The 22,751-nt window shown below is 44.4% G+C and carries 21 protein-coding genes; 18 read left to right on the top strand and 3 right to left on the bottom strand.

Features of this window, described 5'->3' with window-relative positions:
• Window positions 1-4 precede the first annotated feature (4 nt).
• Window positions 5-1,294 (top strand): amidohydrolase, encoded by a 1,290-nt coding sequence (locus ACA086_RS13795; protein ID WP_371003933.1) that lies wholly within the window; start codon window positions 5-7, stop codon window positions 1,292-1,294.
• Window positions 1,295-1,327: 33 nt separating this feature from the next.
• Here the strand turns inward: ACA086_RS13795 and ACA086_RS13790 are convergent, their stop codons facing one another.
• The gene (locus ACA086_RS13790) at window positions 1,328-2,140 is read right to left on the bottom strand and encodes a hypothetical protein (RefSeq protein WP_371003931.1); all 813 of its coding nucleotides are present in this window, start codon (window positions 2,138-2,140) and stop codon (window positions 1,328-1,330) included.
• 74 nt (window positions 2,141-2,214) lie between these two features.
• Between ACA086_RS13790 and ACA086_RS13785 the strand changes: the two genes are divergently transcribed.
• The 12 genes from ACA086_RS13785 to ACA086_RS13730 all read left to right on the top strand — a co-directional run bounded on the left by ACA086_RS13785 (window position 2,215) and on the right by ACA086_RS13730 (window position 18,123).
• Window positions 2,215-3,030, top strand: a complete 816-nt coding sequence (locus tag ACA086_RS13785) for a TrmH family RNA methyltransferase (protein ID WP_371003930.1) — start codon at window positions 2,215-2,217, stop codon at window positions 3,028-3,030.
• Window positions 3,031-3,045: 15 nt separating this feature from the next.
• Complete coding sequence (locus ACA086_RS13780) at window positions 3,046-4,278, top strand: M48 family metallopeptidase (protein ID WP_371003929.1); 1,233 nt, start codon at window positions 3,046-3,048, stop codon at window positions 4,276-4,278.
• 41 nt (window positions 4,279-4,319) lie between these two features.
• Complete coding sequence (locus tag ACA086_RS13775; RefSeq protein WP_371003928.1) at window positions 4,320-6,527, top strand: bifunctional (p)ppGpp synthetase/guanosine-3',5'-bis(diphosphate) 3'-pyrophosphohydrolase; 2,208 nt, start codon at window positions 4,320-4,322, stop codon at window positions 6,525-6,527.
• Between the two features lie 88 nt (window positions 6,528-6,615).
• Complete coding sequence (locus ACA086_RS13770) at window positions 6,616-7,068, top strand: Fur family transcriptional regulator (protein ID WP_369748694.1); 453 nt, start codon at window positions 6,616-6,618, stop codon at window positions 7,066-7,068.
• A 14-nt stretch (window positions 7,069-7,082) separates the two neighbouring features.
• Entirely contained in the window at window positions 7,083-8,369 is a 1,287-nt protein-coding gene (locus tag ACA086_RS13765; RefSeq protein ID WP_371003927.1) for an adenylosuccinate synthase, read from the top strand.
• Window positions 8,370-8,454: 85 nt separating this feature from the next.
• Complete coding sequence (locus tag ACA086_RS13760; RefSeq protein WP_371003926.1) at window positions 8,455-10,431, top strand: OstA-like protein; 1,977 nt, start codon at window positions 8,455-8,457, stop codon at window positions 10,429-10,431.
• A 7-nt stretch (window positions 10,432-10,438) separates the two neighbouring features.
• On the top strand, window positions 10,439-11,620 hold the full coding sequence (locus ACA086_RS13755; RefSeq protein ID WP_371003925.1) for an aspartate aminotransferase family protein: 1,182 nt from the start codon (window positions 10,439-10,441) through the stop codon (window positions 11,618-11,620).
• Between the two features lie 97 nt (window positions 11,621-11,717).
• Complete coding sequence (locus ACA086_RS13750) at window positions 11,718-13,118, top strand: hypothetical protein (protein WP_371003924.1); 1,401 nt, start codon at window positions 11,718-11,720, stop codon at window positions 13,116-13,118.
• A gap of 27 nt (window positions 13,119-13,145) precedes the next feature.
• Entirely contained in the window at window positions 13,146-14,063 is a 918-nt protein-coding gene (locus ACA086_RS13745) for a DUF368 domain-containing protein (protein WP_371003923.1), read from the top strand.
• Between the two features lie 11 nt (window positions 14,064-14,074).
• On the top strand, window positions 14,075-15,091 hold the full coding sequence (locus ACA086_RS13740) for a DUF368 domain-containing protein (RefSeq protein WP_371003922.1): 1,017 nt from the start codon (window positions 14,075-14,077) through the stop codon (window positions 15,089-15,091).
• On the top strand, window positions 15,066-15,818 hold the full coding sequence (locus tag ACA086_RS13735; protein WP_371003921.1) for a shikimate dehydrogenase: 753 nt from the start codon (window positions 15,066-15,068) through the stop codon (window positions 15,816-15,818). Before ACA086_RS13740 ends, ACA086_RS13735 begins: the two co-directional genes overlap by 26 nt.
• Window positions 15,819-15,954: 136 nt before the next feature.
• Window positions 15,955-18,123 (top strand): DUF349 domain-containing protein, encoded by a 2,169-nt coding sequence (locus tag ACA086_RS13730; RefSeq protein WP_371003920.1) that lies wholly within the window; start codon window positions 15,955-15,957, stop codon window positions 18,121-18,123.
• Window positions 18,124-18,243: 120 nt separating this feature from the next.
• Here the strand turns inward: ACA086_RS13730 and ACA086_RS13725 are convergent, their stop codons facing one another.
• The gene (locus tag ACA086_RS13725; protein ID WP_371003919.1) at window positions 18,244-18,462 is read right to left on the bottom strand and encodes a hypothetical protein; all 219 of its coding nucleotides are present in this window, start codon (window positions 18,460-18,462) and stop codon (window positions 18,244-18,246) included.
• A gap of 316 nt (window positions 18,463-18,778) precedes the next feature.
• On the opposite strand from ACA086_RS13725, the gene ACA086_RS13720 reads away from it, so the two are divergent.
• The 5 genes from ACA086_RS13720 to ACA086_RS13700 all read left to right on the top strand — a co-directional run bounded on the left by ACA086_RS13720 (window position 18,779) and on the right by ACA086_RS13700 (window position 22,195).
• On the top strand, window positions 18,779-19,552 hold the full coding sequence (locus ACA086_RS13720) for a sulfite exporter TauE/SafE family protein (protein ID WP_371003918.1): 774 nt from the start codon (window positions 18,779-18,781) through the stop codon (window positions 19,550-19,552).
• 123 nt (window positions 19,553-19,675) lie between these two features.
• A complete protein-coding gene (locus ACA086_RS13715; protein ID WP_371003917.1) occupies window positions 19,676-20,371 on the top strand; it encodes an SIMPL domain-containing protein in 696 nt (231 codons plus the stop codon).
• A 67-nt stretch (window positions 20,372-20,438) separates the two neighbouring features.
• Window positions 20,439-20,900, top strand: coding sequence for an SRPBCC domain-containing protein (locus tag ACA086_RS13710; protein WP_371003916.1), 462 nt, complete (start codon window positions 20,439-20,441; stop codon window positions 20,898-20,900).
• A 173-nt stretch (window positions 20,901-21,073) separates the two neighbouring features.
• Complete coding sequence (locus ACA086_RS13705) at window positions 21,074-21,640, top strand: cupin domain-containing protein (protein ID WP_371003915.1); 567 nt, start codon at window positions 21,074-21,076, stop codon at window positions 21,638-21,640.
• A gap of 69 nt (window positions 21,641-21,709) precedes the next feature.
• Window positions 21,710-22,195 (top strand): hypothetical protein, encoded by a 486-nt coding sequence (locus ACA086_RS13700; RefSeq protein ID WP_371003914.1) that lies wholly within the window; start codon window positions 21,710-21,712, stop codon window positions 22,193-22,195.
• 319 nt (window positions 22,196-22,514) lie between these two features.
• Here ACA086_RS13700 and ACA086_RS13695 read toward each other — a convergent pair whose 3' ends face one another.
• The gene (locus ACA086_RS13695; RefSeq protein WP_371003913.1) at window positions 22,515-22,733 is read right to left on the bottom strand and encodes a hypothetical protein; all 219 of its coding nucleotides are present in this window, start codon (window positions 22,731-22,733) and stop codon (window positions 22,515-22,517) included.
• Between the last annotated feature and the right edge of the window lie 18 nt (window positions 22,734-22,751).

The following is a 22,751-nucleotide window of genomic DNA, read 5'->3' as shown; positions in this document are numbered from 1 at the left end:
GAACATGAAAAAATCAGTATATATCATCATAGCCCTGTTGACAGGGTTTTATCAAAGCGGACTGGCACAGCAAACTCCTGCCCCAGCCCAGGCAGAAACCATATCGATCACCGGGGCAACGGCCCATATCGGGGATGGGACTGTAGTAGAGAATTGTACCGTAATTTTTGAGCAGGGAAAGATCACTGCTTTAGGAGCAAATATTGCCCCTCAGGGTAAAGTAATCGATGCGAGGGGTAAACATCTTTATCCGGGGTTCATCGCTCCGGGCAAATCTTTGGGTCTAATCGAGGTGAATGCGGTCAGGGCCAGTAATGACCAGGATGAAATTGGTGGGATTATCCCTCATGTACGCAGCCTGATTGCCTATAATGCAGAATCGAAAGTAGTGGAAAGCATGAGGCCCAACGGCGTTCTTCTGGGTCAGGCAACTCCTAAGGGTGGCCGAATTTCCGGAACCTCATCCATAGTGCAATTCGATGCCTGGAACTGGGAAGATGCGGCTGTGAAAGTCGATGACGGGATCCATTTAAACTGGCCGAATACCTTCAGGCGTGGCCGCTGGTGGATGGGAGAGCCAAGGGGTTATCAACCCAATAAGGAATATAAAGAACAGGTAGAAGAAGTGCTTACCTTCTTAAAAAATGCCCGGGTATACGGGAAAGGGAAAGCGGAAAGCCTCAATCCTGCCTTTGAAGCTTCCCAGGGTTTATTCGACGGCAGCAAACGACTATACGTCTACGCCCAGGATGAAAAACAAATCGTAGATGCGGTAACAGCCCTGAAAGAAACCGGTATTACTCATCTGGTTCTGGTGGGAGGATATCACGCTCACAGGATTACCGATTTTTTAAAGACAAACAATGTCCCTGTTCTTGTAAATTTCACTCATAGTCTGCCCGAATTTGACGATGATGATTACGACCTTACATACAAATTACCCAAGATGCTAGTAGACGCTGGATTACTTGTTGGTTTACAGAATGCTGAAGCTTCCAATTTCCAGACAAGGAATCTGCCTTTCTATGCCGGTCAGATTGTTGGCCAGGGATTAGATAAGGAAGTTGCCCTGCAGCTGATCAGCGGGAATACTGCTAAAATCCTGGGGATCGATGATAGCTACGGCACCCTGGCTGTTGGAAAGAGCGCTACTTTATTTATTTCTGAAGGGGATGCCCTGGATATGAGGGGAAATCAACTCACCCATGCATTTATCGATGGTCGGGAACTCTCGCTGGAGACCCATCAGACCGAATTATGGCAACGGTATATGGGAAAATACAGTGGTCAATAAATATAAAAAGGGGCGAAATCGCCCCTTTATTTTTTACTGCTGACTTGTATTTACCGGCTTCCTGATCTCTGCATTTTCAGGTTTGGCGAATACCTCCTCAGCAACAGCCTTCTCGCTGATTTCAACATTTTGGAAAGGAACCGTATTTCTGGGCTCACCTATTTTGCCCTCCTCTACCTTATGCCAGGTCATTGATTTTGGCAGGAGGATATCAGACACCTCCATCCAGTCATCGTACCTGATCCAGTGAACATCGTCAGATGGTTTACCTGTTCTGTAGGTAACCGTATATCCCAGCCAGGCCATTTGGTGGGTTTCCGGCTCGTAATGAAGATAGTACTCGTCTTCAGGGCTGGTCCCGATCCCTGCCTCGTATCGAATTCCTATGCCTGGGTATGAAATCCCGTCGTAGACAATGGGTTCTGTTTCGAAATACTCAATCCCGTCATCGGCCAGGACAAAAGGCATCGCATAGAAATAAAACATCAGGTTGTGGTAGAATACAGGATCTCCCTTGTATTTTCCTTCCGGATCGGAGAGCCAGACATCTGTTCCGTCGAAACCCATTGAGAAATCAGCTGTTTCAACAACATCCTTTCTGGAATAGAGGTCTATGGTGTGTTTCTCAAGACCTGATTTTTTGGGCATCTCATAGGATAAGTGTTTCTGTTTTCGCCATAAGGCCAGACCGCCGTGAGCTTCAAAGACCTTGCTCATTGCCGGTGGATATTTTTCTTTTTCAGCCGTGATCTGTACGACATCGGTTTCTGTTTCCGATTTTTGTTGTGACGAGTCTTTACAACTTACCATAACCAGGACTAAAAGGAAAAAGGGTATATTTCGCATAATTCAGAATTAATTTACTCCTCCTCTGTCGGCTTGTTGTCAGAAAGTTTACAGATTGCCCTATTTTTGTCTTTATGCAGAGCGTTAAACAGATTACAAGTCTCCAGAATTCACTTGTTAGGAAGATCATTAATCTCAAAGAAAAGAAAAAAGGCCGGAAGACCAGCGGATTGTTCGTGGTAGAGGGCCAGCGGGAACTAGAAATGGCCCTGAAAGGAGGTTACAGCATAAAGACAGTGTTGATTTATCCCGATTTAATTTCTGTGGAACAAGCCTTTGAATTAATGAAAAGTGCAAACCCTCAACCTGAGTTCATCACCCTTTCCAAGGAAGTATACCAAAGGCTGGCTTACAGGGAGAAAACAGAGGGTATTCTCGCTGTTGCCGAGGTGAAATCGCATCATCTTAAGAATCTGTCATTAGCTGAAAAGCCATTAATCCTTGTTGCTGAGGCACCTGAAAAACCTGGAAATCTCGGAGCTTTGTTGCGTACGGCAGATGCAGCAAATCTCGATGCCGTCCTGATCGCAAATCCGAAAAGTGACCTTTATAATCCCAATACGATCAGGTCGAGTGTAGGATGCATTTTTACTGTTCCCATTGCCGTTGGCAGCAGTGAAGAAATTATTGCCTTTTTAAAAGCAAAGCGTATCCGTATCTATTCGGCAACTCTTACAAATGCAGTGCCGTATACCCGTGCAGATTATTCCGGCGGATGTGCAATTGCAGTGGGTACTGAGGCAAGCGGACTTACAGAAACCTGGGTTGATAATGCTGATGCGCGGGTGGTGATCCCTATGGAAGGACAGATCGATTCGATGAATGTATCGGTCTCTGCCGCAATTCTTATCTTTGAGGCCAAAAGACAACGTCTCGAGCAATTAAGCTAATCCTTTCTTTTCCTTATGAGCAGTACTACACTTTTTTACCTGATCCTTGCTATTCTTATTCTTGAGTTTCTTATCGAAACGGTGCTGGATTACCTGAATGCAAAGAGCTTTTCAAAGCCTGTACCTCCCGAACTTGAAGATGTTTATGACGCAAAGGAATACGCCAGGTCACAAGCCTATAAGAAAACGAATTACAATTTTGGTTTACTGACATCGAGCTTTTCCCTGGTGGTCATTTTGTGTTTCCTGACATTCGGCGGCTTTCAATGGGTAGATCAGGTTGTGAGGGGAATAACCGATCACCCTATTGGCATGGCCCTGCTTTTTTTTGGATTTATTATGCTGGGAAGCGACTTGCTGATGACTCCCTTCTCCTATTACAAAACCTTTGTAATTGAAGAGAAATTCGGTTTTAATAAAACGACAAAAAAACTCTTCTTTCTCGATAAGGTCAAAGGCTGGATGATGCTGGCCATACTGGGTGGCGGGATACTCTCTGTAGTCATCTGGTTCTTCCAATGGGCAGGTTCAGATTTCTGGCTTTATGCCTGGGGCCTCATCGCTGTGTTCACTGTATTTATGAACCTGTTTTACAGCCGACTTATAGTACCCTTGTTTAATAAGCAAACCCCTCTGGAAGAAGGCAGTCTTAAAGAAAAGATCCAGGCCTATGCACAAAAAGTGGGCTTCGAGTTGAAAAACATTTTCGTCATAGATGGTTCTAAGCGATCAACCAAGGCCAATGCTTACTTCTCCGGATTTGGCAAGGAGAAAAGGGTAACCCTCTACGATACACTTATCAATGACCTGGAGGAAGAGGAGATTGTTGCCGTTCTGGCGCACGAAGTAGGGCATTACAAACGTCGTCATATTATTGCCAACTTAACAGTATCCTTATTGCTTACGGGATTCACCCTTTTTCTGTTGTCCTTATTTATCAATAATCCGGAAGTGTCAAAAGCTATTGGGGTGGAAATACCCAGTTTTCACGCGGCCCTGATCGGCTTCGGTCTGCTGTATAGCCCGGTTTCGCAACTGACGGGCCTTGCCATGAATTATATGTCCAGACAATTCGAATACCAGGCAGACCATTTTGCCAAAGAAACCCTTGCAGCACAACCTCTTATCGATTCACTGAAGAAATTGTCCCGCAATAACCTCAGCAACCTCACACCCCACCCTGCCTATGTATTTATGCATTACTCCCATCCTCCGCTAGTTGCCCGGGTACGCAGGCTTGGGGCATGATTTTTGTTGCTAACTAGAAAAGATTGTGGTAATTTTAAAGTATGAGGAGTGATACTGTAATCGATAAGGAAAATCGCGAAATCGCCAGGCAATACAAGGAATTGCTTCGTATTAGCTATCAGACCCTTACCCCTGAGGATAAAAAACTGATCCGCTCTGCATTTGATGTGGCTGTAGATGCCCATAAAAACCAACGCAGAAAATCAGGGGAGGCCTATGTATTCCATCCTATTGCCGTCGCAAAAATTGTGGCTTCGGAAATTGGACTGGATGCGGTTTCTATTGCCTCAGCCCTGCTTCACGATGTGGTGGAAGATACCGAATACACCCTGGATGATATAGAACGCCTTTTCGGGGAAACAGTAGCACGGATCGTTGATGGCCTTACCAAAATTGCTCATTTAAAGAAAGACACCAATATTTCCCAGCAGGCCGAAAACTTTCGGAAGATGCTCCTTACCCTCCACGATGATGTCAGGGTAATTATCATCAAGATCGCAGACCGGTACCACAATATGCTTACCATGGATGCCATGCCTGAAGACAAGCAGGTAAAGCTGGCATCGGAAACCCTCTACATTTATGCCCCTCTGGCACACAGGATAGGCCTGTACAACATAAAGACCGAATTGGAAGACCTCAGTTTGAAATATACAGAACCCGAGGTATACCACGACATACAGAGCAAGATTGAAGAGACTAAGGAAGAGCAATTGAAATATATTGAAGACTTTTCTGCCGTCATACGCGACTCTCTCGACAAGGAAAAACTCAAATACACTATTAAGGGCCGGATGAAATCCATCTTCTCAATACGGAAGAAGATGAATGCCCAAAATGTCTCCTATGATGAAATCTATGACAAATTCGCCATCAGAATCATCTATAAGTCGGATAAAAAGAATGAAAAGTTCCTTGCCTGGAAAATTTATTCCATTGTTACTGACCACTTTACGCCCAATCCAATTCGATTACGCGATTGGATCTCCTCTCCTAAGTCGACCGGGTACGAAGCCCTGCATATTACGGTTATGGGGCCTCAGGGGAAATGGGTAGAGGTCCAGATCCGCAGTGAGCGGATGCATGAAATCGCCGAAAAGGGATATGCCGCACATTTTAAATACAAACACGGGGAACAAAAAGAGCAGGGAATTGAAGAATGGTTGAATCGCTTACAGGAAGCGCTGGAAAGTTCTAATGGGAATGCCGTGGACTTTGTAGAGGAATTCAAACTCAATTTATATTCCAAGGAAATCTTTGTCTTTACCCCCAAAGGTGAGCTGATCTCACTACCCAAAGGAGCTACGCCAATCGACTTTGCCTTTAATATCCATACAGAGGTGGGGATGCGTACCAGGGGAGCCAGGGTGAACGGGAAACTGGTACCCCTCAGCACAGCATTAAAAAGTGGAGACCAGCTCGAGATCATCACTTCAGACAGTGCAAAACCCAATCAAAACTGGCTGGAATATGCTACTACAGCACGTGCACGTTCTAAAATCAGAGCTTCCCTCAGAGATGAGAAGAAGGCGGTAGCTGAAGAAGGAAAAGAAATACTGAGGAGAAAACTGAAATCCCAGAAAGTCACCCTCAATGAGGACTCAGTCAATAAAATGGTCGTCTTTTTTAAACTAAAGACCAGCCTTGATCTGTTTTACAGGGTAGGTATAGGTTCGATAGACAATCAGATGATCAAGGATTTTGCTTCGTCCTACAACAACGCATTTATCAGTTTCTTTAAAAACAGGATGCGGAAAAAACCGGTTCCCGAGGATATTGACAAGGATGAGATTACTTCCAAATACGACATGCTGGTCTTTGGGAAAGAGGAGGAAAAACTGGAATACAAATTGTCTCAGTGCTGCAATCCTATCCCCGGGGACGATGTATTTGGGTTTATCAGTGTAAACGATGGGATAAAGGTGCACAAGAAAAACTGTCCCAATGCCATCTCATTACAGTCGAATTACGCATACCGAATCATCAGTGCCAAATGGATCGATTCCAGTCAGGAGGAATTTACAGCAGAAATCAGACTCACCGGCTTGGACAATCTGGGACTTATCAATGATATAACAGAGATTATTTCAGATAACATGCATGTAAACATGCGGAATCTGAATTTTGATACCGATGGCGGAACCTTCTCCGGAAGGATTACTGTTGTCGTTAAAAACAAGGCAATTCTGAAAAAATTGATCGACAACCTAAAACAAGTAAAGGGGATCGACAAGGTGACGAGAACATAATTGAGTTTAGTGCTAATTCACTCGTCCTGAGGCTGTAGTTTTTACATTTTTAGCTGTACATTTGCAGGGTATTGCAGGAGAAGCAGGCATGAAGGGAAATAAAGATCAGGAAATTGTAAAGAACGTATTCACGGCCTTTCTGGAGGACAACGGCCACAGAAAGACACCTGAACGCTATGCTATTTTACAGGAAATCTACGACACCGACAACCATTTTGATATTGAATCCCTCTATATCAAAATGAAAAATAAAAATTACAGGGTGAGTCGGGCAACCCTGTACAATACAATTGAGCTTTTGCTAGAATGCAAGTTGGTGCGCAAGCATCAGTTTGGAAAGAATCAGGCTCAGTATGAAAAGTCGTATTTTGACCGGCAGCACGATCATGTAATCCTGACCGATACAGGTGAGGTAGTGGAGTTCTGTGATCCCCGCATCCAGTCGATCAAACAAACAATAGAAGAAGTTTTCGATATAAAGATTAACAATCATTCGCTTTATTTTTACGGTACCAGAAACCAACACGAAGAAGCAAACTAACAATACACAATTACATGGCGGTAGATTTACTACTAGGTCTCCAGTGGGGAGACGAAGGAAAAGGAAAGATTGTTGACGTACTTACCAAAAATTACGATATCATAGCCCGGTTTCAGGGAGGACCCAATGCAGGGCATACGCTCGAATTTGACGGTTTAAAACACGTTTTACACACCATCCCATCAGGAATCTTCCATGAGGAGGCTACCAATGTTGTAGGGAACGGGGTGGTCATTGATCCGGTTATTTTCAGAAAGGAACTGGCTAATCTTGAGAAGTTTGAACTCGAAATCAAGACCCGGCTGCTGATATCCCGTAAGGCCCACCTTATTTTGCCAACACACAGGCTGCTAGACGCTGCTTCGGAAGCTGCCAAAGGGAAGGCAAAGATAGGTTCTACCCTCAAAGGAATAGGCCCTACTTATATGGACAAGACAGGCAGAAATGGCCTGAGGGTTGGAGATCTGGAACTCAATAACTGGAAAGATAAATATCGCCAGCTGGCCGATAAGCACGAGGCGATGATCCATTTCTACGATGTGGATATTCAGTATAATCTGACCGAATTGGAAGCAGACTTCTTTTCGGCTGTGGAAGCCCTGAAGAAACTCACTTTTATTGATAGTGAAGAATATTTATTCCAGGCGCAGAGAGAAGGGAAATCTATCCTGGCTGAAGGGGCTCAGGGTTCCCTGCTCGATATCGATTTTGGAACGTATCCCTTCGTAACTTCCTCGAATACGACAGCAGCCGGAGCATGCACCGGACTGGGAGTTGCCCCCAATAGGATCAACAAAGTATATGGTATTTTTAAGGCCTATACTACCAGAGTAGGAAGTGGCCCATTCCCAACAGAACTCTTTGATGAGGTTGGTGAGACCATGGCAAAAGTGGGAAATGAATTCGGAGCCACAACCGGAAGGCCGAGGCGATGTGGGTGGCTCGATCTCGTAGCCTTGAAATACGCCGTACAGATCAACGGAGTCACGCATCTGATGATGATGAAATCAGATGTACTCAGCGGTTTTGATACTATAAAAGTTTGTACAGCCTATCATTACAAAGGGGAAAAGATCTCCCACCTGCCTTATAATATAGAGGCAAACAATGTAACTCCGATCTATACCGAATTAAAAGGATGGGAGCAGGATCTCACAAAAATGAATTCAGAAGAAGAACTGCCGGAGAATCTGATGACCTATATCCGCTTCCTTGAAGAAGCGCTGGAAGTACCTATTCAGATCGTCTCTGTAGGCCCGGATCGGACCCAGACTATCCACAGGGAGTTAGCGGTTTCTTAAGTTTCATTAATAGATAAGTATTAAAACTGTACTAAAGAAAATCCTTCTGCATCAAAAAATCCTATTTTTGATCAAATCAAAGTCTTTGAAAGGCATAATTTTTATACTTCTATTTACTCTTTCTATTCTGGGTTTAAGTGCCCAGGAAGAGAAGACCCAACCCAGACAGATCAATATCGTCTACGGGGCAAATTTTACCAAGGACGAAGCAAAATACCCCGGGGCTTCCATTTTTAGTAAGGACGACCGCCAGGTACAGTTTGAACATCAGGGCGCTGATCTTTGGTGCGATATAGCCATTTTCTACCAGAAAGAGAATAAGCTAAAAGCCATCGGGAATATCAGGCTTGAACAGGGCGATTCCATCCAAATGACCAGCGGGAAGATCGATTATGATGGAAATATCAAATTGGCCAAAGCCTGGGAAAAAGTGGTGTTGAAAAACAGCGATATGACCCTGCGGACTGACACCCTTTATTTTGACAGGGAAAATCAGGAATCTTATTACAATAATTCAGGAACCATCGTTGATTCTGCCAATACGCTTACCAGTAAGATCGGCAGGTATTATATGGAACCAAAAAAATACCAGTTCCTTCAAAGTGTAAAAATTAAAAATCCCGAGTACACCGTAGAATCGAGTCAGCTCGATTACTACACAACTACTAAAAACGCTTATATGTATGGCCCCTCCACGATTACCGGGGAAACCTATACCCTGTATTGTGAAAGAGGCTTTTACGATACCAAGGTGGAAACGGGGTACGGGATCAAAAACACAAAGATCAATTACAATAACCGCATCATAGAAGGGGATAGTGTCTACTTTAACAAGGCGAGGGAATTTGCCTCAGCCACCAACAATATTAAAGTCACCGATACAATAAACAACGGCGTAATACGGGCTCATTATGCCGAAGTCTACAAGGCCAAAGATTCGGTATTTGCCACCAAAAGGGCCGTTTCCATAAGCCTGGTGGAACAAGATTCCCTTTATATTCACGGAGATACCCTGATGGTGACCGGAAAACCGGATGACCGGATACTAAGGGCATTCAGAAATACAAAATTCTACAAGACCGACCTGAGTGGGAAATGTGATTCCCTGCATTTCGAGCAAAAAACCGGGATCACCCAGCTTATCCGTAAACCCATCCTCTGGAATCTGGAAAATCAGATGACAGGGGATAGTATTCATCTGATCTCAGACCTGGAAACTGAAAAATTAGACTCCCTGAAGGTGCTCAACAATGCCTTTGTGATCTCGCAGGATACCATTGGGAAAGAAGGCTTTAACCAGGCTAAGGGCAAGGACCTCTTTGGGAAATTCATCGATAATGAACTGAAGATCGCCGACCTGATAAAAAACACAGAGGTGATTTACTATATGTATAATGACGATGAGGAACTCATCGGGATTAACAAGACCATCTGTAGTTCAATCAGACTTACGTTTGAAAACAGTGATATTGAGGATATTACTTTTTTTACAAATCCGGATGGGGACATATTCCCTGAAGAGGAATTGCCGGAGAACAGCAGAAAACTAAAAGGGTTTATCTGGCGGGGGGATGAGCGAATACGGAGCAAAGAAGAAATCTTTGATGAGGACGACAACAATATCACCCTTGTAAAAATAAGGGGAATAGATAATCCAATAGATACGGACATGGATCCGGCAATGCTGGAAGTTGAAGAAAAAGCCCGTGATTTTATAAATTCCTCCAATACAAAAGCAGTTTCGGTACCTTCACGGAAACAAGAGGATGCAACGACCAGTTCCGGGAAGCGGTTTGAGGAAGTAAAAGGAGAGGCGGATCTGAAGCCGGGTTACTACCTTATCGCCAATGTCTTTGAAAAGGAAGAGAATTATTCCCGTTTTACGCGAATCCTTTCAGACAGGGGAATTCAACCCAAGTCCTTCGTAAGGAAAAAGAATCAGTACACCTATGTCTACCTCGATCGCTACAATACCAGAGAGGAAGCAGAACGGGCACGGGATTCTCAATACGACGGGAAATACACCGACGATATCTGGATCTTCAGGGTGATCGGGAAATAGAAGAAAGATGAAGAAAGACTTCCTATTGTATCAGGCACAAACTACGCCACACCCCCTGGCCTTGGAAGTGTCCCGGGCCGAGGGAAGTTATATTTACGATACCGAGGGAAAGGCACATCTCGACTTTGTAGCAGGTGTTTCTGCCTGCAGCCTGGGTCATTGTCACCCCGCAGTTGTCTCGGCCGTTGAGCAACAATCCAGGACGTATATGCACGTAATGGTCTACGGAGAATACGCGCAGCAACCTGCGGTAGAATACGCTAAAACACTTGCAGGATTATTACCAGCTTCGCTTGAAACCACCTATCTGGTCAATTCAGGTACGGAAGCTATAGAAGGGGCATTAAAACTTGCCCGGAGATATACGGGCAGATCTCAGATTATCGCAGCGAAGAATGCCTACCACGGCAATACGATGGGCAGTCTGAGCCTGATGAATTATGAGGAAAGGAAGGCACCTTTCAGACCCTTGCTACCTGATATCCGGTTTATTGAATTTAACCGGAAGGAAGACCTGGAAAAAATCACAGAACGTACAGCCGCCGTTGTTTTGGAGACCATTCAGGGGGGTGCGGGTTTCATCCAGCCTCAAGGTGATTACCTCAAAGCCGTGCGAAAACGCTGTGACGAAACAGGCACAATTCTGATCCTGGATGAGATACAACCGGGATTTGGGAGAACGGGAAAACTCTTTGCCTTTGAACATTACGGAATTGTACCGGATATCCTTGTGATGGGAAAGGGAATGGCCGGCGGACTACCAGTAGGGGCATTTACGGCTTCAAGGGAAATGATGGCTACCCTGATGGAAAATCCCATGCTGGGACACATCACAACTTTCGGGGGAAACCCTGTTATAGCAGCCGCAGCGCTGGCAACACTCAAAGTACTTACCGGTACGGGTTTAATTTCCCAAACTATTTCTAAGGAAGCGCTGTTCAGGGAACGTCTCAGACACCCGCTGATAGAGGAAATAAGAGGGAAAGGATTAATGCTATGTATACTTTTAAAAAGTAGTAAAATAGCAAATGATTTAGTAGTTTTGTGCGCCCAAAAAAGGCTGGTCCTTTTTTGGTTGTTGTTTGAAAAAAATGCCGTCAGAATTACTCCTCCACTGACCATTTCCGAAGAAGAAATTAAGAAGGGATGCGCAATCATCCTGGAGGTACTTGATGGCCTAAAACAATAGTTTGTTAACTATTTTGTTAATAATATAGCACAGAGTCGGAGATAAAAATGGTTTTAAAAACTATTTTTAAGTCCATAGATTAACCAAGTAAGTTCCTATGGCGTTAGATCCTAACGAGAAACCAAATCAGCCCATTACAAAATTCGAATCCATGCTCAAGACAGATGATGTCTACTTCTTCGATGCCGAAGATTTTGAAGACATCATTCATCACTACCTGAACAATGGAAAGATCTCATTGGCCAAGAAGGCCATCAAGATAGGTTTGCAGCAACATCCCGAATCCATGGAGCTCAAGTTGCTCAACGTAGAGGTACTGGTCTTTGAAAACAATCTGGAACTAGCCGAAAAAATCCTCGACAAACTCCAATTGTACGATAGCACAAATGAAGAGATTTATATTCAGCGGGCTAATATTTATTCCAAAAAAGACAATCATGAAGCAGCGGTAGCCCTGCTTCACCAAGCGCTTGAAATTTCAGAGGAGAGTTTTGATATATACGCCCTCCTGGGGATGGAATACCTGTTTATGGATGATTTTGAAAAGGCAAAGATTCACTTTATGAAGTGTGTTTCGTTTGACGATCAGGATTATTCTGCCTTGTACAACGTAATTTATTGCTTCGAATTTCTGGAAGATTACGAAGGGGCCATAGGATACCTGAATAATTATCTGGAACGCAATCCGTACTGCCAGGTAGCCTGGCACCAGTTGGGAAAACAATACTTTACCCTGAAGATGTTTGAGGAAGCCCTGGCCGCTTTTGATTTCGCCATTATTGCAGACGACACCTTTATCGGGGCGTATTTTGAAAAGGGAAAAGTGCTTGAGAAACTGGGAAAATACAATGAAGCCATTGAAAACTACGAGACCACAATTACCATTGATGATCCTACCTCTCATGCCTATCTGAGAATTGGCAAGTGTCATGAAAAACTGCACAATGACGATCTTGCAAAATTCTATTTTTACCAAACTGTACACGAGGATCCCCTTCTAGACAAAGGATGGCTGGCAATTACTCAATTTTATTTTAAAAAAGACAATTACGAAAGGGCCCTCTATTATATTAACAAAGCCATCAATATCGATGGAGAAAATGCCAAATACTGGAAAAAATGCGCCCGTATCCACGCAGCTCTGGAGAATTATGACGAAGCTGATTTCGCTTTTAAACAAGCCGTTGACCTGGGGAATTACGAACTGGATACCTGGTTAAACTGGGCAGAGGTCGTCACCCAGAACGAAGAAGTGGAAGCTGCCATTCAGATCCTTTTGCAGGGACTCGAATTTTATCCTGAGGAGGCCGTGATCCTATACAAAATGGCCGGTCTCTATCTTATGGCTAATGATCCGGTTAAGGCACAGTATAGATTCAGAAGGGCATTAAAAAAAGATTTTGAACAACTCGAGATTTTTAAAGACGAGTTTCCTTCCTTTTTCGATTCTGTATGGGCGCGAAACATTATAGCCAGTGTACAGAACGCTTCGGACTAAAAGCACTATTTTTGCTTTTTCAAAATCATGGCTAACCGCAACTTCTTCCAATACCTTATCGTTACCCTCAAGGGCATGGCTATGGGCGCCGCCGATGTTGTACCCGGAGTGTCCGGAGGTACAATCGCCTTTATTTCAGGAATTTACGAGGAATTGATCACCTCTATTAATCAGATCGGGCCTGCCGTATTTAAAACCTTACCCAAGAAGGGTTTTATCGCCATGTGGCAGGAGGCGAATGGAAAATTTCTGTTAGCGTTATTCCTGGGGATCGCCGTAAGCGTGATCACACTCGCCAGGCTGATCAGCTGGCTGCTCATCAATGAACCGGTACTTTTATGGTCTTTTTTCTTTGGCCTCGTGGTGGCCAGTGTCATCTTTGTAGCCCGGGCCATTACAAAATGGCGTTTGGCTGTATTGGTAATGCTGGTTGTCGGAGCGGCTACGGCTTATTACATCACCCAGCTACCCCCGGTAGAAAACACGGCAAGTCTCCCCTACTTATTTCTTTCAGGGGCCCTGGCGATATGCGCCATGATCCTGCCTGGTATCTCCGGAGCATTTATCCTGGTATTACTGGGATCGTATAAAACAATCCTCGATGCCGTCCATGAGCGCAATCTGCTTATCCTGGCTACCGTATTTACAGGGGCTATTTTCGGGTTGCTGTCTTTTGCCCGCTTGTTGAAATGGATGTTTCAGCATTACAAAAACATGACGCTGGCCCTGCTCACGGGTTTTATCATCGGATCCCTCAGCAAAATATGGCCCTGGAAAATAGTAATTGAAACCAGGGAATTTGACGGAAAAAGCATTCCCGTATTGGAAGAAAACGTTTCTCCCCTCTCCTATCCCGAAGATCCACAACTTCTCTGGGCGATTCTTCTGGCTGTAGCCGGTTTTTCGCTTATTTTTATGCTTGAAAAGCTTGCTGCTAAAAAATAAAGCAAACTATCATGCATCAACCCAGATCTTTTATTGATAAAGTATTCCTTGTTATCAAGGGTCTGGCCATGGGTACGGCTAACAAGGTACCGGGAGTATCCGGAGGTATTGTTGCCTTTGTGGCGGGGTTTTACGAAGAATTTATCTACTCCCTCCAAAAAATCAACCTCAAAGCCTTTAAGCTGCTCTTTAACGGTAGGTTTAAGAGTTTTTACCGCTATGTAAACGGACAGTTCCTCACCCTGCTCATCTTTGGGATGCTGGTAAGTTATTTCAGCGTTTCAAAGTTACTCGATTACTTTCTGGAACACAATGAACTATTTGTCTGGGCCACCTTTTTTGGGATGATTATCGGGTCGATCTACTTTATTTCAAAAGACTTTGAACACTGGAATCGAAAAACTATTATCGCGGGACTCATAGGCCTGGTAGTAGGTATATCCATCAGTTTTCTTAGTCCGGCCAGGGAAAATGACAACCTGCTGTTTATCTTCCTCTGTGGGATTATCAGTGTCTCCGGGATGACCTTACCCGGTTTATCGGGCTCATTTATCCTGATTCTTCTTGGGAATTATGTTTTACTACTTGTAGACTCGGTAAATGCACTATACGACACCATTGCCGAGGTGATTCAGGGTGATTTCGGCTTTACCTCCAATCAGGAACGGCTCGATACCCTGAAAATCCTGGCAGTATTTACCCTGGGTTCGGCCACAGGCCTGGTGACACTTTCGCATCTGTTGGGCTATGTTTTAAAGCATTTCCGGCATACAACCACTGCAGTGATCATAGGCTTTATCACAGGAAGCCTGGGCGTGGTCTGGCCCTGGAAAAGAACAATCTTTGTTGAAGACGCCTTGGGTACTGTCCTCAGGGACAGTAATGGGGATCCCATAGTGAGAAACTACGAACGTTATCTCCCAGAACTGAATAATGCAGACACATGGTGGGCTGTAGTTTTCGTCATTCTTGGTATATTCATCCTCATCGGATTAGAGTGGTATGGAAAAAACAGAAAAAAAGCATAGGTTCGGGCTTTTAGGAAGGGATATTTCCTATTCCTTTTCCAAAGGCTATTTTACTGAGTTTTTCAAAAAGGAGGGGCTCCAGCATTGTTCCTATGAGAATTTCGACCTGAGGGATATAACAGACCTGGAAACACTCCTGAAAGAGGAAGAAAACCTCCGTGGCCTTAATGTCACCATTCCCTATAAGCAAGATATTTTACCCTTTTTACATCGGATAGACCCTGAGGCAAAAGCCATCGGGGCTGTAAATACCATCAAATTCACCAAAACCGGACTCGAAGGCTACAATACTGATGCTTACGGTTTTCAGGAATCCATAAAACCTTTGCTGCAGGGTGCTAATCATACACATGCGCTGATACTAGGCACCGGGGGAGCATCCCTGGCAATCGCCTATAGTCTGGAAAAATTGGGAATAGCATACGTTAAAGTGTCGCGGAATCCCAAAGAAGATCAGCGATCTTATCACGATCTCAGAAAAGAAGACATGGAGAAGTACACCCTTATCGTCAATTGTACTCCCCTGGGAACCTTTCCAAAGGTAGAGGAAAAACCGCTTATTCCTTATTCGTATTTAGGTTCAGAGCATGTCTTATACGACCTGGTCTACAATCCCGAAAAAACGGCATTTTTAAAGGCCGGAGAGGGACAGGGAGCGACAATTTGTAATGGTTCGTCCATGCTAAAGTTCCAGGCAGATAAGTCGTGGGAGATCTGGCAGAAATAGGATTATTATCATTTTTTAAATAAATTTCAGGGGTTTGCCACTTCTAAAAAGATGAAGGATTACCTTTGATGTCTGTGGGGTTGTTAGTATCTTACAGAGGGATTATATCCCGCTAGAGCAATAAATCCAAAGAATCATGTTGGAAGAGAAAGAAGAGAAACTGCAGCTTGATGCAGGGGGGAAAGAGACATCGGAGACTACTGAGGAGAAGAAGACTTCAGAGAAAACTTCCGGGAAGGCAGCAGAGGATAAACCCGTGAAAAAGGTGAAATCCAAGAGCGTCACCACCAAGACGAAAAAGGCCGTAGCCGAAGAAGAGGCTGAGGAAAGCAAAGCTCCGGAAATTAAGGAGGAAAAGCCTGTGGCCAAAGAGGAGGCTGAGGAAAGCAAAACTCCGCCAAAGAAGGAGGCGACCAAGGAGGAGAAGGCCCCGAAAAAAGGGGAAGAAGAAGAGGCTATCGATGAGATAGACGAGACCAATGCCGAAGATGCCGAGGATGAAGAAAATCATCGGAGGCATCATATTCCCATGCAGGATTACCACTCCATGACCATGGAGAACCTCGTAGGCGAACTTCAGCGCCTGATCCGTACCGAAAAGGTACAAGCCATAAAAAACCATGTGGATGCCATCAAATCGGAATTCGACCTGAAATTCCAGGAATTCCTGGAAGAAAAAAAGGAAGAATTCATAAGCAATGGGGGGAATGAAATCGATTTCAGATATAATTCAGTAGCGAAAAGACAGTTTAATGAAGTCTATTCAGACTATCGCGAAAAAAGAAACGCCTACTATCGCAACCTGGAACAAAATTTAAAAACGAACCTGGAAAAACGACTTCATATTATTGAAGAACTCAAGGCCCTGGTGAACGTTGAAGAAGATATCAATACCACTTATAAAAATTTCAAAGACCTGCAGGAACAATGGCGTCACGCAGGTGCAGTTCCCCGTAGCCACTACAATGACGTATGGCGTACCTACCATCACCATGTGGAGATATTTTACGACTTCCTGCATTTAAACAGGGAATTAAGGGATCTCGACTTTAAGTACAACCTGGAGGAGAAGGAAAAACTGGTACAACGTGCAGAAGCACTGGCCCAGGAACCAGATCTGAACAAGGCATTCAGGGAGTTACAAACCCTGCACAAGATTTGGAAAGAAGATATAGGTCCGGTCGACAAAGAACACCGGGAGGCCATATGGGAGCGTTTCAGCAATGCAACTAAGGCCATGCACCAGCGCAGGCAGGAGCATTTTAAGGAGCTGGAAAAGAGTTTTGAAGGGAATCTGGTAAAGAAGAATGAAATTATCGATGCCATCACTGCCCTTGGAGAAAGTGTTGCCAATGACCACAAAGGCCTTCAAAAACAGATCAGGGAACTTGAAGCCCTGCGTTCTGCCTTCTTTGCTGCCGGAAAGGTTCCCCAGAAGGTGAACGAAGACACCTGGAACCGTTTTAAGGAGGCTGTAAGGGCATTTAACCGCAAGAAGAATGTCTTTTATAAAAACCTGAAAAAAGATCAGCAGGTTAACCTGGAAAAGAAAAGGGAGTTGGTTAAAATGGCGGTTTCCCTCAAGGATTCCGAGGAATGGGATACCGTTACCCCTCAGATGAAGAAGATCCAGCAGGAATGGAAACAGATCGGGCATGTGCCCAGAAAGTATTCAGACAAGCTGTGGAAAGAATTTAAGTCGGCCTGCAACCATTATTTTGACAAGATGCACGCCAGTAAGAACAAGGCCAGCGGCCAGGAAACTGAAAACCTGGAGAAGAAAAAGGCTTGCCTCGATAAATTACAGGCCTTTAGCCCGGGAAAATCCAGGGAGGAAGACCTTGCTACCATTAAAGCATTGATTGGGGAATGGAGGACTATAGGCAGAGTTCCTTTTAATAAGAAAAGCATCAACGGAAAATTCAATAAGATTGTTGACGGGGTCCTTAAAAAGCTCGGGGTAACCCAGCAGGAAGCCGAATTGTTGAAATACGGAAATAAATTAAAGCAGTTAGCCTCTACAGAAGACGATTACGCCCTGCGGAAAGAAAGGAGTTTTATCAAAAGGAAGATAGACGAAGGCAAGAGTGAGATTAACCAGCTGGAGAATAACCTACAGTTCTTTTCGAATGCCTCGGAAGACAATCCCTTGGTAAAGGAAGTGGTAGATAAGATCAACAAACAAAAAGAATCCTTAAAAACCTGGAAGGCCAAGCTTAAAAAGATCAATATTCTTCAACATACACTTTTAAAAGAGGAAGAGGAAGCAGCGTCGGAAGCAGAAGAAGCAGAAGAAAAACAGTAAGAATCATAGTATAAGTATTTAAAATTCATTTTAGGGTCGAGCGGCTTTGTCAGGTCGAGCGCCTACCTGCCTCGGGCACGAGAGACGAACAGAGTTTGTCAGGTCGAGCGGAGTCGAGACCTAAGCCAGTTTAGAAGCACTCTTCTTAGTTTTAAAAGACAACTCCTTTTTGACACGGCTATTTTTAAAACGGTACAGACGAGCTACCTTATTCTCTTCAGCAGTTTCAGTAACGATCTCTTTTTTAGCAGTTTCTACCTTTACCTCAGCGGTGTTTTCCTGAGCCTGGGCAGCGAAGCCGATAAAGAGAACGAAGATTAAAGTTACGATAGCTTTCATGTTGTGCGTTTTATATAATAAAAACGCCATGATAGGGGGTCCTGCCCCTTCCCGTTCGCTGAAAAACCCTTATTTTTCGGTATCTGGCAAGAACTTGGGTAAAGTGCAAAAAATCATCGGTAAACGTCACAAACCCTTAAAACCACTTACCGAAAAAAGAGGTAGATTATCGGAATTCTGAGCCATTTTTACTTGTCAAATATTCAATTACGCGATGATTATGGGCAAGTTTGCCTAAAAGGGGTCAATAAAGAAAAAGGCTATCAGATTAGCTGCTTTTTTATATACATCTGAATTCATTTATTTTTACCGGCCTATGGAATACATTGTCATTGCCTTAGTGGCCTTTTTCGTTGCCATCCTGACCTTCTTCTCAGGTTTTGGGCTGGGGACTATCCTCACCCCGGTCTTTATGATTTTCTTCCCTGTGGAACTGGCTATTGCCCTTACCGGTGTTGTACACTTCTTTAACAACATATACAAACTATTCCTCGTAGGCCGGAATACCGACAAACAAGTTTTGATTAAATTTGGAATCCCGGCAGTAGTGGCAGCTGTATTCGGTTCCTGGTTGTTGCTCAATATCAGTGACGTGCAACCCTTATTCGCCTACGATGCCTTCGGAAAGCATTTTGAAGTATATCCGGTTAAATTCCTGATCTCTATCCTGTTGATCATCTTTGCCAGCATGGACCTGCTGCCCTGGTTTAACAAATTGCAGTTCGGCAAGGACAAACTACCCCTGGGGGGAGCCCTGAGTGGCTTTTTTGGCGGACTGTCAGGGAACCAGGGTGCGCTGAGAAGCGCTTTCCTGATCAAAGCCGGACTATCTAAGGAGGTTTTTATAGGAACAGCTGTTGTGGTTTCTACCTTGGTCGATTTTACCCGCCTGAGTGTCTACGCTACCCGTTTTGCCACAGCCGGACTCGGAGACTACGTCCCCCTGGTCCTCTGTGCCACCCTCGCGGGCATAGCCGGCTCCTTTGTTGGCAACAGGTTACTTAAGAAGGTAACCCTGCGCTTCCTGCAGGTTACGGTGGCCATTATGCTGATCCTGATCTCCCTTGCCCTGGGGGCCGGACTTATTTAAAAGGACTTACTTAAGAAGAATTTCCGGGGTTTTGTGCATCCCTGCTGAAAAAGAATTCAGCCCTTTAGAATCGCTGAAGAATTAAGTACATTAGAGGTGTATAAATCAGCACCTTATTACGTCATGAAAAACAGCTTATCTTTTATATTATTCTTCCTTACTACCCTGGCCATTGCACAGCATTCCCAATCAGAACTTGAGGTAACGGGTACTGCCCGGCTGGCCATTGCCCCTGATACCGGCGTACTGAACATGACGCTAAGTGAGGTAGAAATGCAGTTCGGGGATGCCATCAACGGTTTAGGCAGTCAAACAGAAGACATCAAAGCACAAATCCGGAAAATGGGCTTTTCGGAAGACGCCATCTTTACGGATAATTTCCAGGTGCGGAAGAATATTAAATACAGGAACAATCAGCAGATAGACAGTGGTTATATCGCCACCCAGCAACTGCACCTCGATTTTGAGAATTCGGTAGATAATATCCGCAAGATCCTGCGTCAGTTCTCCTCCGGGGCAACGGAATTCGACCTCAATTTTAGCTTTAAAATCTCAGATCCCCTGAAGGAAACCGTTCAGGACCGTTTGATACAGCTGGCCACCGAAGACGCTTTTAGAAAGGCAGGGGTTATCGCAAAGGCGTCAGGAACAGAATTAAAGAAGGTGACCCGTATTCAGTACGGGAATTCCCATAATGCGCCTATAAGGACCGAACGGGCGATGATGAGCTTAGAGGCCGATGCCATGAAAGTTGACGGCTTTACACCTAGCGACCTGGTTTACAACGCCACAATACAAGTGGTATGGGCCATAGAATAGTCGGAGAACCCACATTACCTTCTGAAAAAAGTGTATTTTTATTAGAGCAGGGTAAACCCATATGATTATGGAAGACCATCAGAAAACGTCGGAGAAAGCCCGTGGTTATAGCATTTACCACGACCTTAGTATTGCAGCTTCGCCTGAGGCCGTGTTTAAGGCAGTTTCCTTACCTGAACACCTAATAAACTGGTGGCCTCTTAGATGTAGTGGTACTCCCGCCAAAGGAAGTACCTACAACTTCTATTTTACTCCTGATTACGACTGGTACGGGGAAGTAAGTGACTGCGAGCCAAACACCCTTTTCAGTATTAAAATGACCCGTTCAGATGCCGATTGGGATCCTACCAGCTTTGGTTTTGAGATCGAAGAGTCCGGCGACGGTGTCAGGCTCCATTTCTTCCACACAGGCTGGCCGGCTTGCAATGCCCATTTTAAGACCGCCTCTTATTGCTGGGCTATGTTGTTAAACGGACTTAAAATGTACCTGGAGAAAGGGATTATCCTGCCTTTTGAGGAGCGAAGTTAAAGACAGAAGTATTAATAACCATCAATTCTACAAGCTGAAAATGCCCGGCTATCCCTTGTTATACAACTGAAAATAAAGAGATCTCCCTTTGTAAAAGCGATTCCGGAATACTATACATTTATATAGCTTTAATCAGAAGTACTTTACGCATTTCCACTTCAATCCTATTCCAGATGAAACGCAACCAGTTTCTCACAACTGCTCTCAGCATCGGGGCTTTGCCTTTTGTTAGTTTGTCAGCAACCGCCTGTCAGAGTCAGAGTACCAGGACAGGATTCAAAGTGAAAGCCGGGGAAGCCAGGCTATATGGACGCATTACCCTGAAAGGGGTGAACCACAACATTATGGACCTAAAAGTATCCGGGAAGGATACGGGAGGGGGCATGACCATCTTTCAGCAAACATCCATCTCACAGGGGATGGGTACACCCCTGCACATCCACCACTATCAGGATGAAGTGTTTTATGTCATTGAGGGCGCTTATCGGTTTAAGGTAGGAAAAGCCTACTTCAATCTCGAAAAAGGGGAACATATCTTCCTGCCGAAGGCCGTTCCCCATGCCTGGACACAGGTATCCAAAACAGGAAAAATGAATGTGTTGTTCCAGCCTGCAGGTAAAATGGAAGAGTTTTTCCTGACGATGGCCGGACTCGACCATGAACCTGACATGGCAGAGATCGATAAGATCTTTTCCGATTGCGAAATGAGTGTGGTAGGTCCGCCTCTCACATTGAACTAGTATCCGGTTGAGTCCTTTGGTTTTAAAACCCTGTATTTTATCTGTATCTTGGAGATATAAAAGGAGCAGATGAAGCTGCTATTTGAGAAACCACATTACTTTTTTTTCCCGGCAAGCCTGATACTGATCGCTTTGGGTTTTATCATACCCCTGGTCAATTTTGATTTTAACATCCATGACACCTATGTTGTAGTTCAGCAGCGGTGGATTTTTCATTTGCTGGCCCTGTTCGGGTTTTTGATTGCCCTGGTTTATTGGATAATGCACAGAACGGGAAAAAAGCTGCGCTATCGCTTAAACGCTCTGCATGTGGGAACTTCCCTGATAGGTCCGATTCTTATTTTTCTCTGCACCCTTCTTTACAAGGAGGTATTGCCTTTAAATCCTTCAGGAGAAAACAGGATGGATCTGGAAATGCTGGAGGTCTATCAGCATAACAATTCGGTGAGTATGGTGATCCTGGCCCTGTTGATGATCACCCTGGTTGTACAGTTGGTCTTTCCCGCGAATGTGCTGATGGCTTTTATGGAGAAGGTAAATTCTGATAACGGCTAATTCCAAATTGAACATTTGTTCTCCCTTAAACGCAAAACAAGCATAGCACCTTTTTAGCTGGTTAGATCAGATCGAGCGGTGATTGTCAGGTCGAGCGGCTTTGTCAGGTCGAACGGAGTTTGTCAGGTCGAGCGGAGTCGAGACCTATTATAATACCGAGATGCCATATCTCGACTCCGCTCGATATGACCAAAACAAGAACAGAAGATAATATCAGGGCAATCACTCTTTGTTAGGGAAGCGCCCGCATTCCTTCGATACGTAAACCGCCTCTGGCGCGGGAGTCGAAAGGCTTTGTCAGGTCGAGCGGAGTCGAGACCTAAGCCAATTTAGAAGCACTCTTCTTAGTTTTAAAAGACAATTCCTTTTTGATCCTGCTATTCTTAAAACGATAAAGACGAGCAACGCTGTTCTCTTTAGCAGTCTCAGTAACGATCTCTTTCTTCGCAGTTTCAATCTTCACCTCAGCGGTATTTTCCTGAGCCTGGGCAGCGAAGCTGATAAAGAAGATAAAGAAGATGGTTACTAGCGTTTTCATGTCTTGCGTTTTATATAT

Origin of the sequence: Muriicola sp. E247, assembly GCF_041358175.1 — a bacterium.
GTDB lineage: Bacteria > Bacteroidota > Bacteroidia > Flavobacteriales > Flavobacteriaceae > Muriicola.
This window is presented reverse-complemented; position numbering and strand designations above follow the sequence as displayed.

Bases quoted from the DNA above. Each gene is read 5' to 3' on its own strand.
- ACA086_RS13705 (WP_371003915.1), top strand. From the start codon at position 21,074: ATGAAACGCAACCAGTTTCTCACAACTGCTCTCAGCATCGGGGCTTTG.
- ACA086_RS13720 (WP_371003918.1), top strand. From the start codon at position 18,779: ATGGAATACATTGTCATTGCCTTAGTGGCCTTTTTCGTTGCCATCCTG.
- ACA086_RS13780 (WP_371003929.1), top strand. From the start codon at position 3,046: ATGAGCAGTACTACACTTTTTTACCTGATCCTTGCTATTCTTATTCTT.
- ACA086_RS13730 (WP_371003920.1), top strand. From the start codon at position 15,955: ATGTTGGAAGAGAAAGAAGAGAAACTGCAGCTTGATGCAGGGGGGAAA.
- ACA086_RS13740 (WP_371003922.1), top strand. From the start codon at position 14,075: ATGCATCAACCCAGATCTTTTATTGATAAAGTATTCCTTGTTATCAAG.
- ACA086_RS13770 (WP_369748694.1), top strand. From the start codon at position 6,616: ATGAAGGGAAATAAAGATCAGGAAATTGTAAAGAACGTATTCACGGCC.
- ACA086_RS13700 (WP_371003914.1), top strand. From the start codon at position 21,710: ATGAAGCTGCTATTTGAGAAACCACATTACTTTTTTTTCCCGGCAAGC.
- ACA086_RS13755 (WP_371003925.1), top strand. From the start codon at position 10,439: ATGAAGAAAGACTTCCTATTGTATCAGGCACAAACTACGCCACACCCC.
- ACA086_RS13750 (WP_371003924.1), top strand. From the start codon at position 11,718: ATGGCGTTAGATCCTAACGAGAAACCAAATCAGCCCATTACAAAATTC.
- ACA086_RS13735 (WP_371003921.1), top strand. From the start codon at position 15,066: ATGGAAAAAACAGAAAAAAAGCATAGGTTCGGGCTTTTAGGAAGGGAT.
- ACA086_RS13745 (WP_371003923.1), top strand. From the start codon at position 13,146: ATGGCTAACCGCAACTTCTTCCAATACCTTATCGTTACCCTCAAGGGC.
- ACA086_RS13710 (WP_371003916.1), top strand. From the start codon at position 20,439: ATGGAAGACCATCAGAAAACGTCGGAGAAAGCCCGTGGTTATAGCATT.
- ACA086_RS13765 (WP_371003927.1), top strand. From the start codon at position 7,083: ATGGCGGTAGATTTACTACTAGGTCTCCAGTGGGGAGACGAAGGAAAA.
- ACA086_RS13725 (WP_371003919.1), bottom strand. From the start codon at position 18,462: ATGAAAGCTATCGTAACTTTAATCTTCGTTCTCTTTATCGGCTTCGCT.
- ACA086_RS13695 (WP_371003913.1), bottom strand. From the start codon at position 22,733: ATGAAAACGCTAGTAACCATCTTCTTTATCTTCTTTATCAGCTTCGCT.
- ACA086_RS13785 (WP_371003930.1), top strand. From the start codon at position 2,215: ATGCAGAGCGTTAAACAGATTACAAGTCTCCAGAATTCACTTGTTAGG.
- ACA086_RS13715 (WP_371003917.1), top strand. From the start codon at position 19,676: ATGAAAAACAGCTTATCTTTTATATTATTCTTCCTTACTACCCTGGCC.
- ACA086_RS13775 (WP_371003928.1), top strand. From the start codon at position 4,320: ATGAGGAGTGATACTGTAATCGATAAGGAAAATCGCGAAATCGCCAGG.
- ACA086_RS13790 (WP_371003931.1), bottom strand. From the start codon at position 2,140: ATGCGAAATATACCCTTTTTCCTTTTAGTCCTGGTTATGGTAAGTTGT.
- ACA086_RS13795 (WP_371003933.1), top strand. From the start codon at position 5: ATGAAAAAATCAGTATATATCATCATAGCCCTGTTGACAGGGTTTTAT.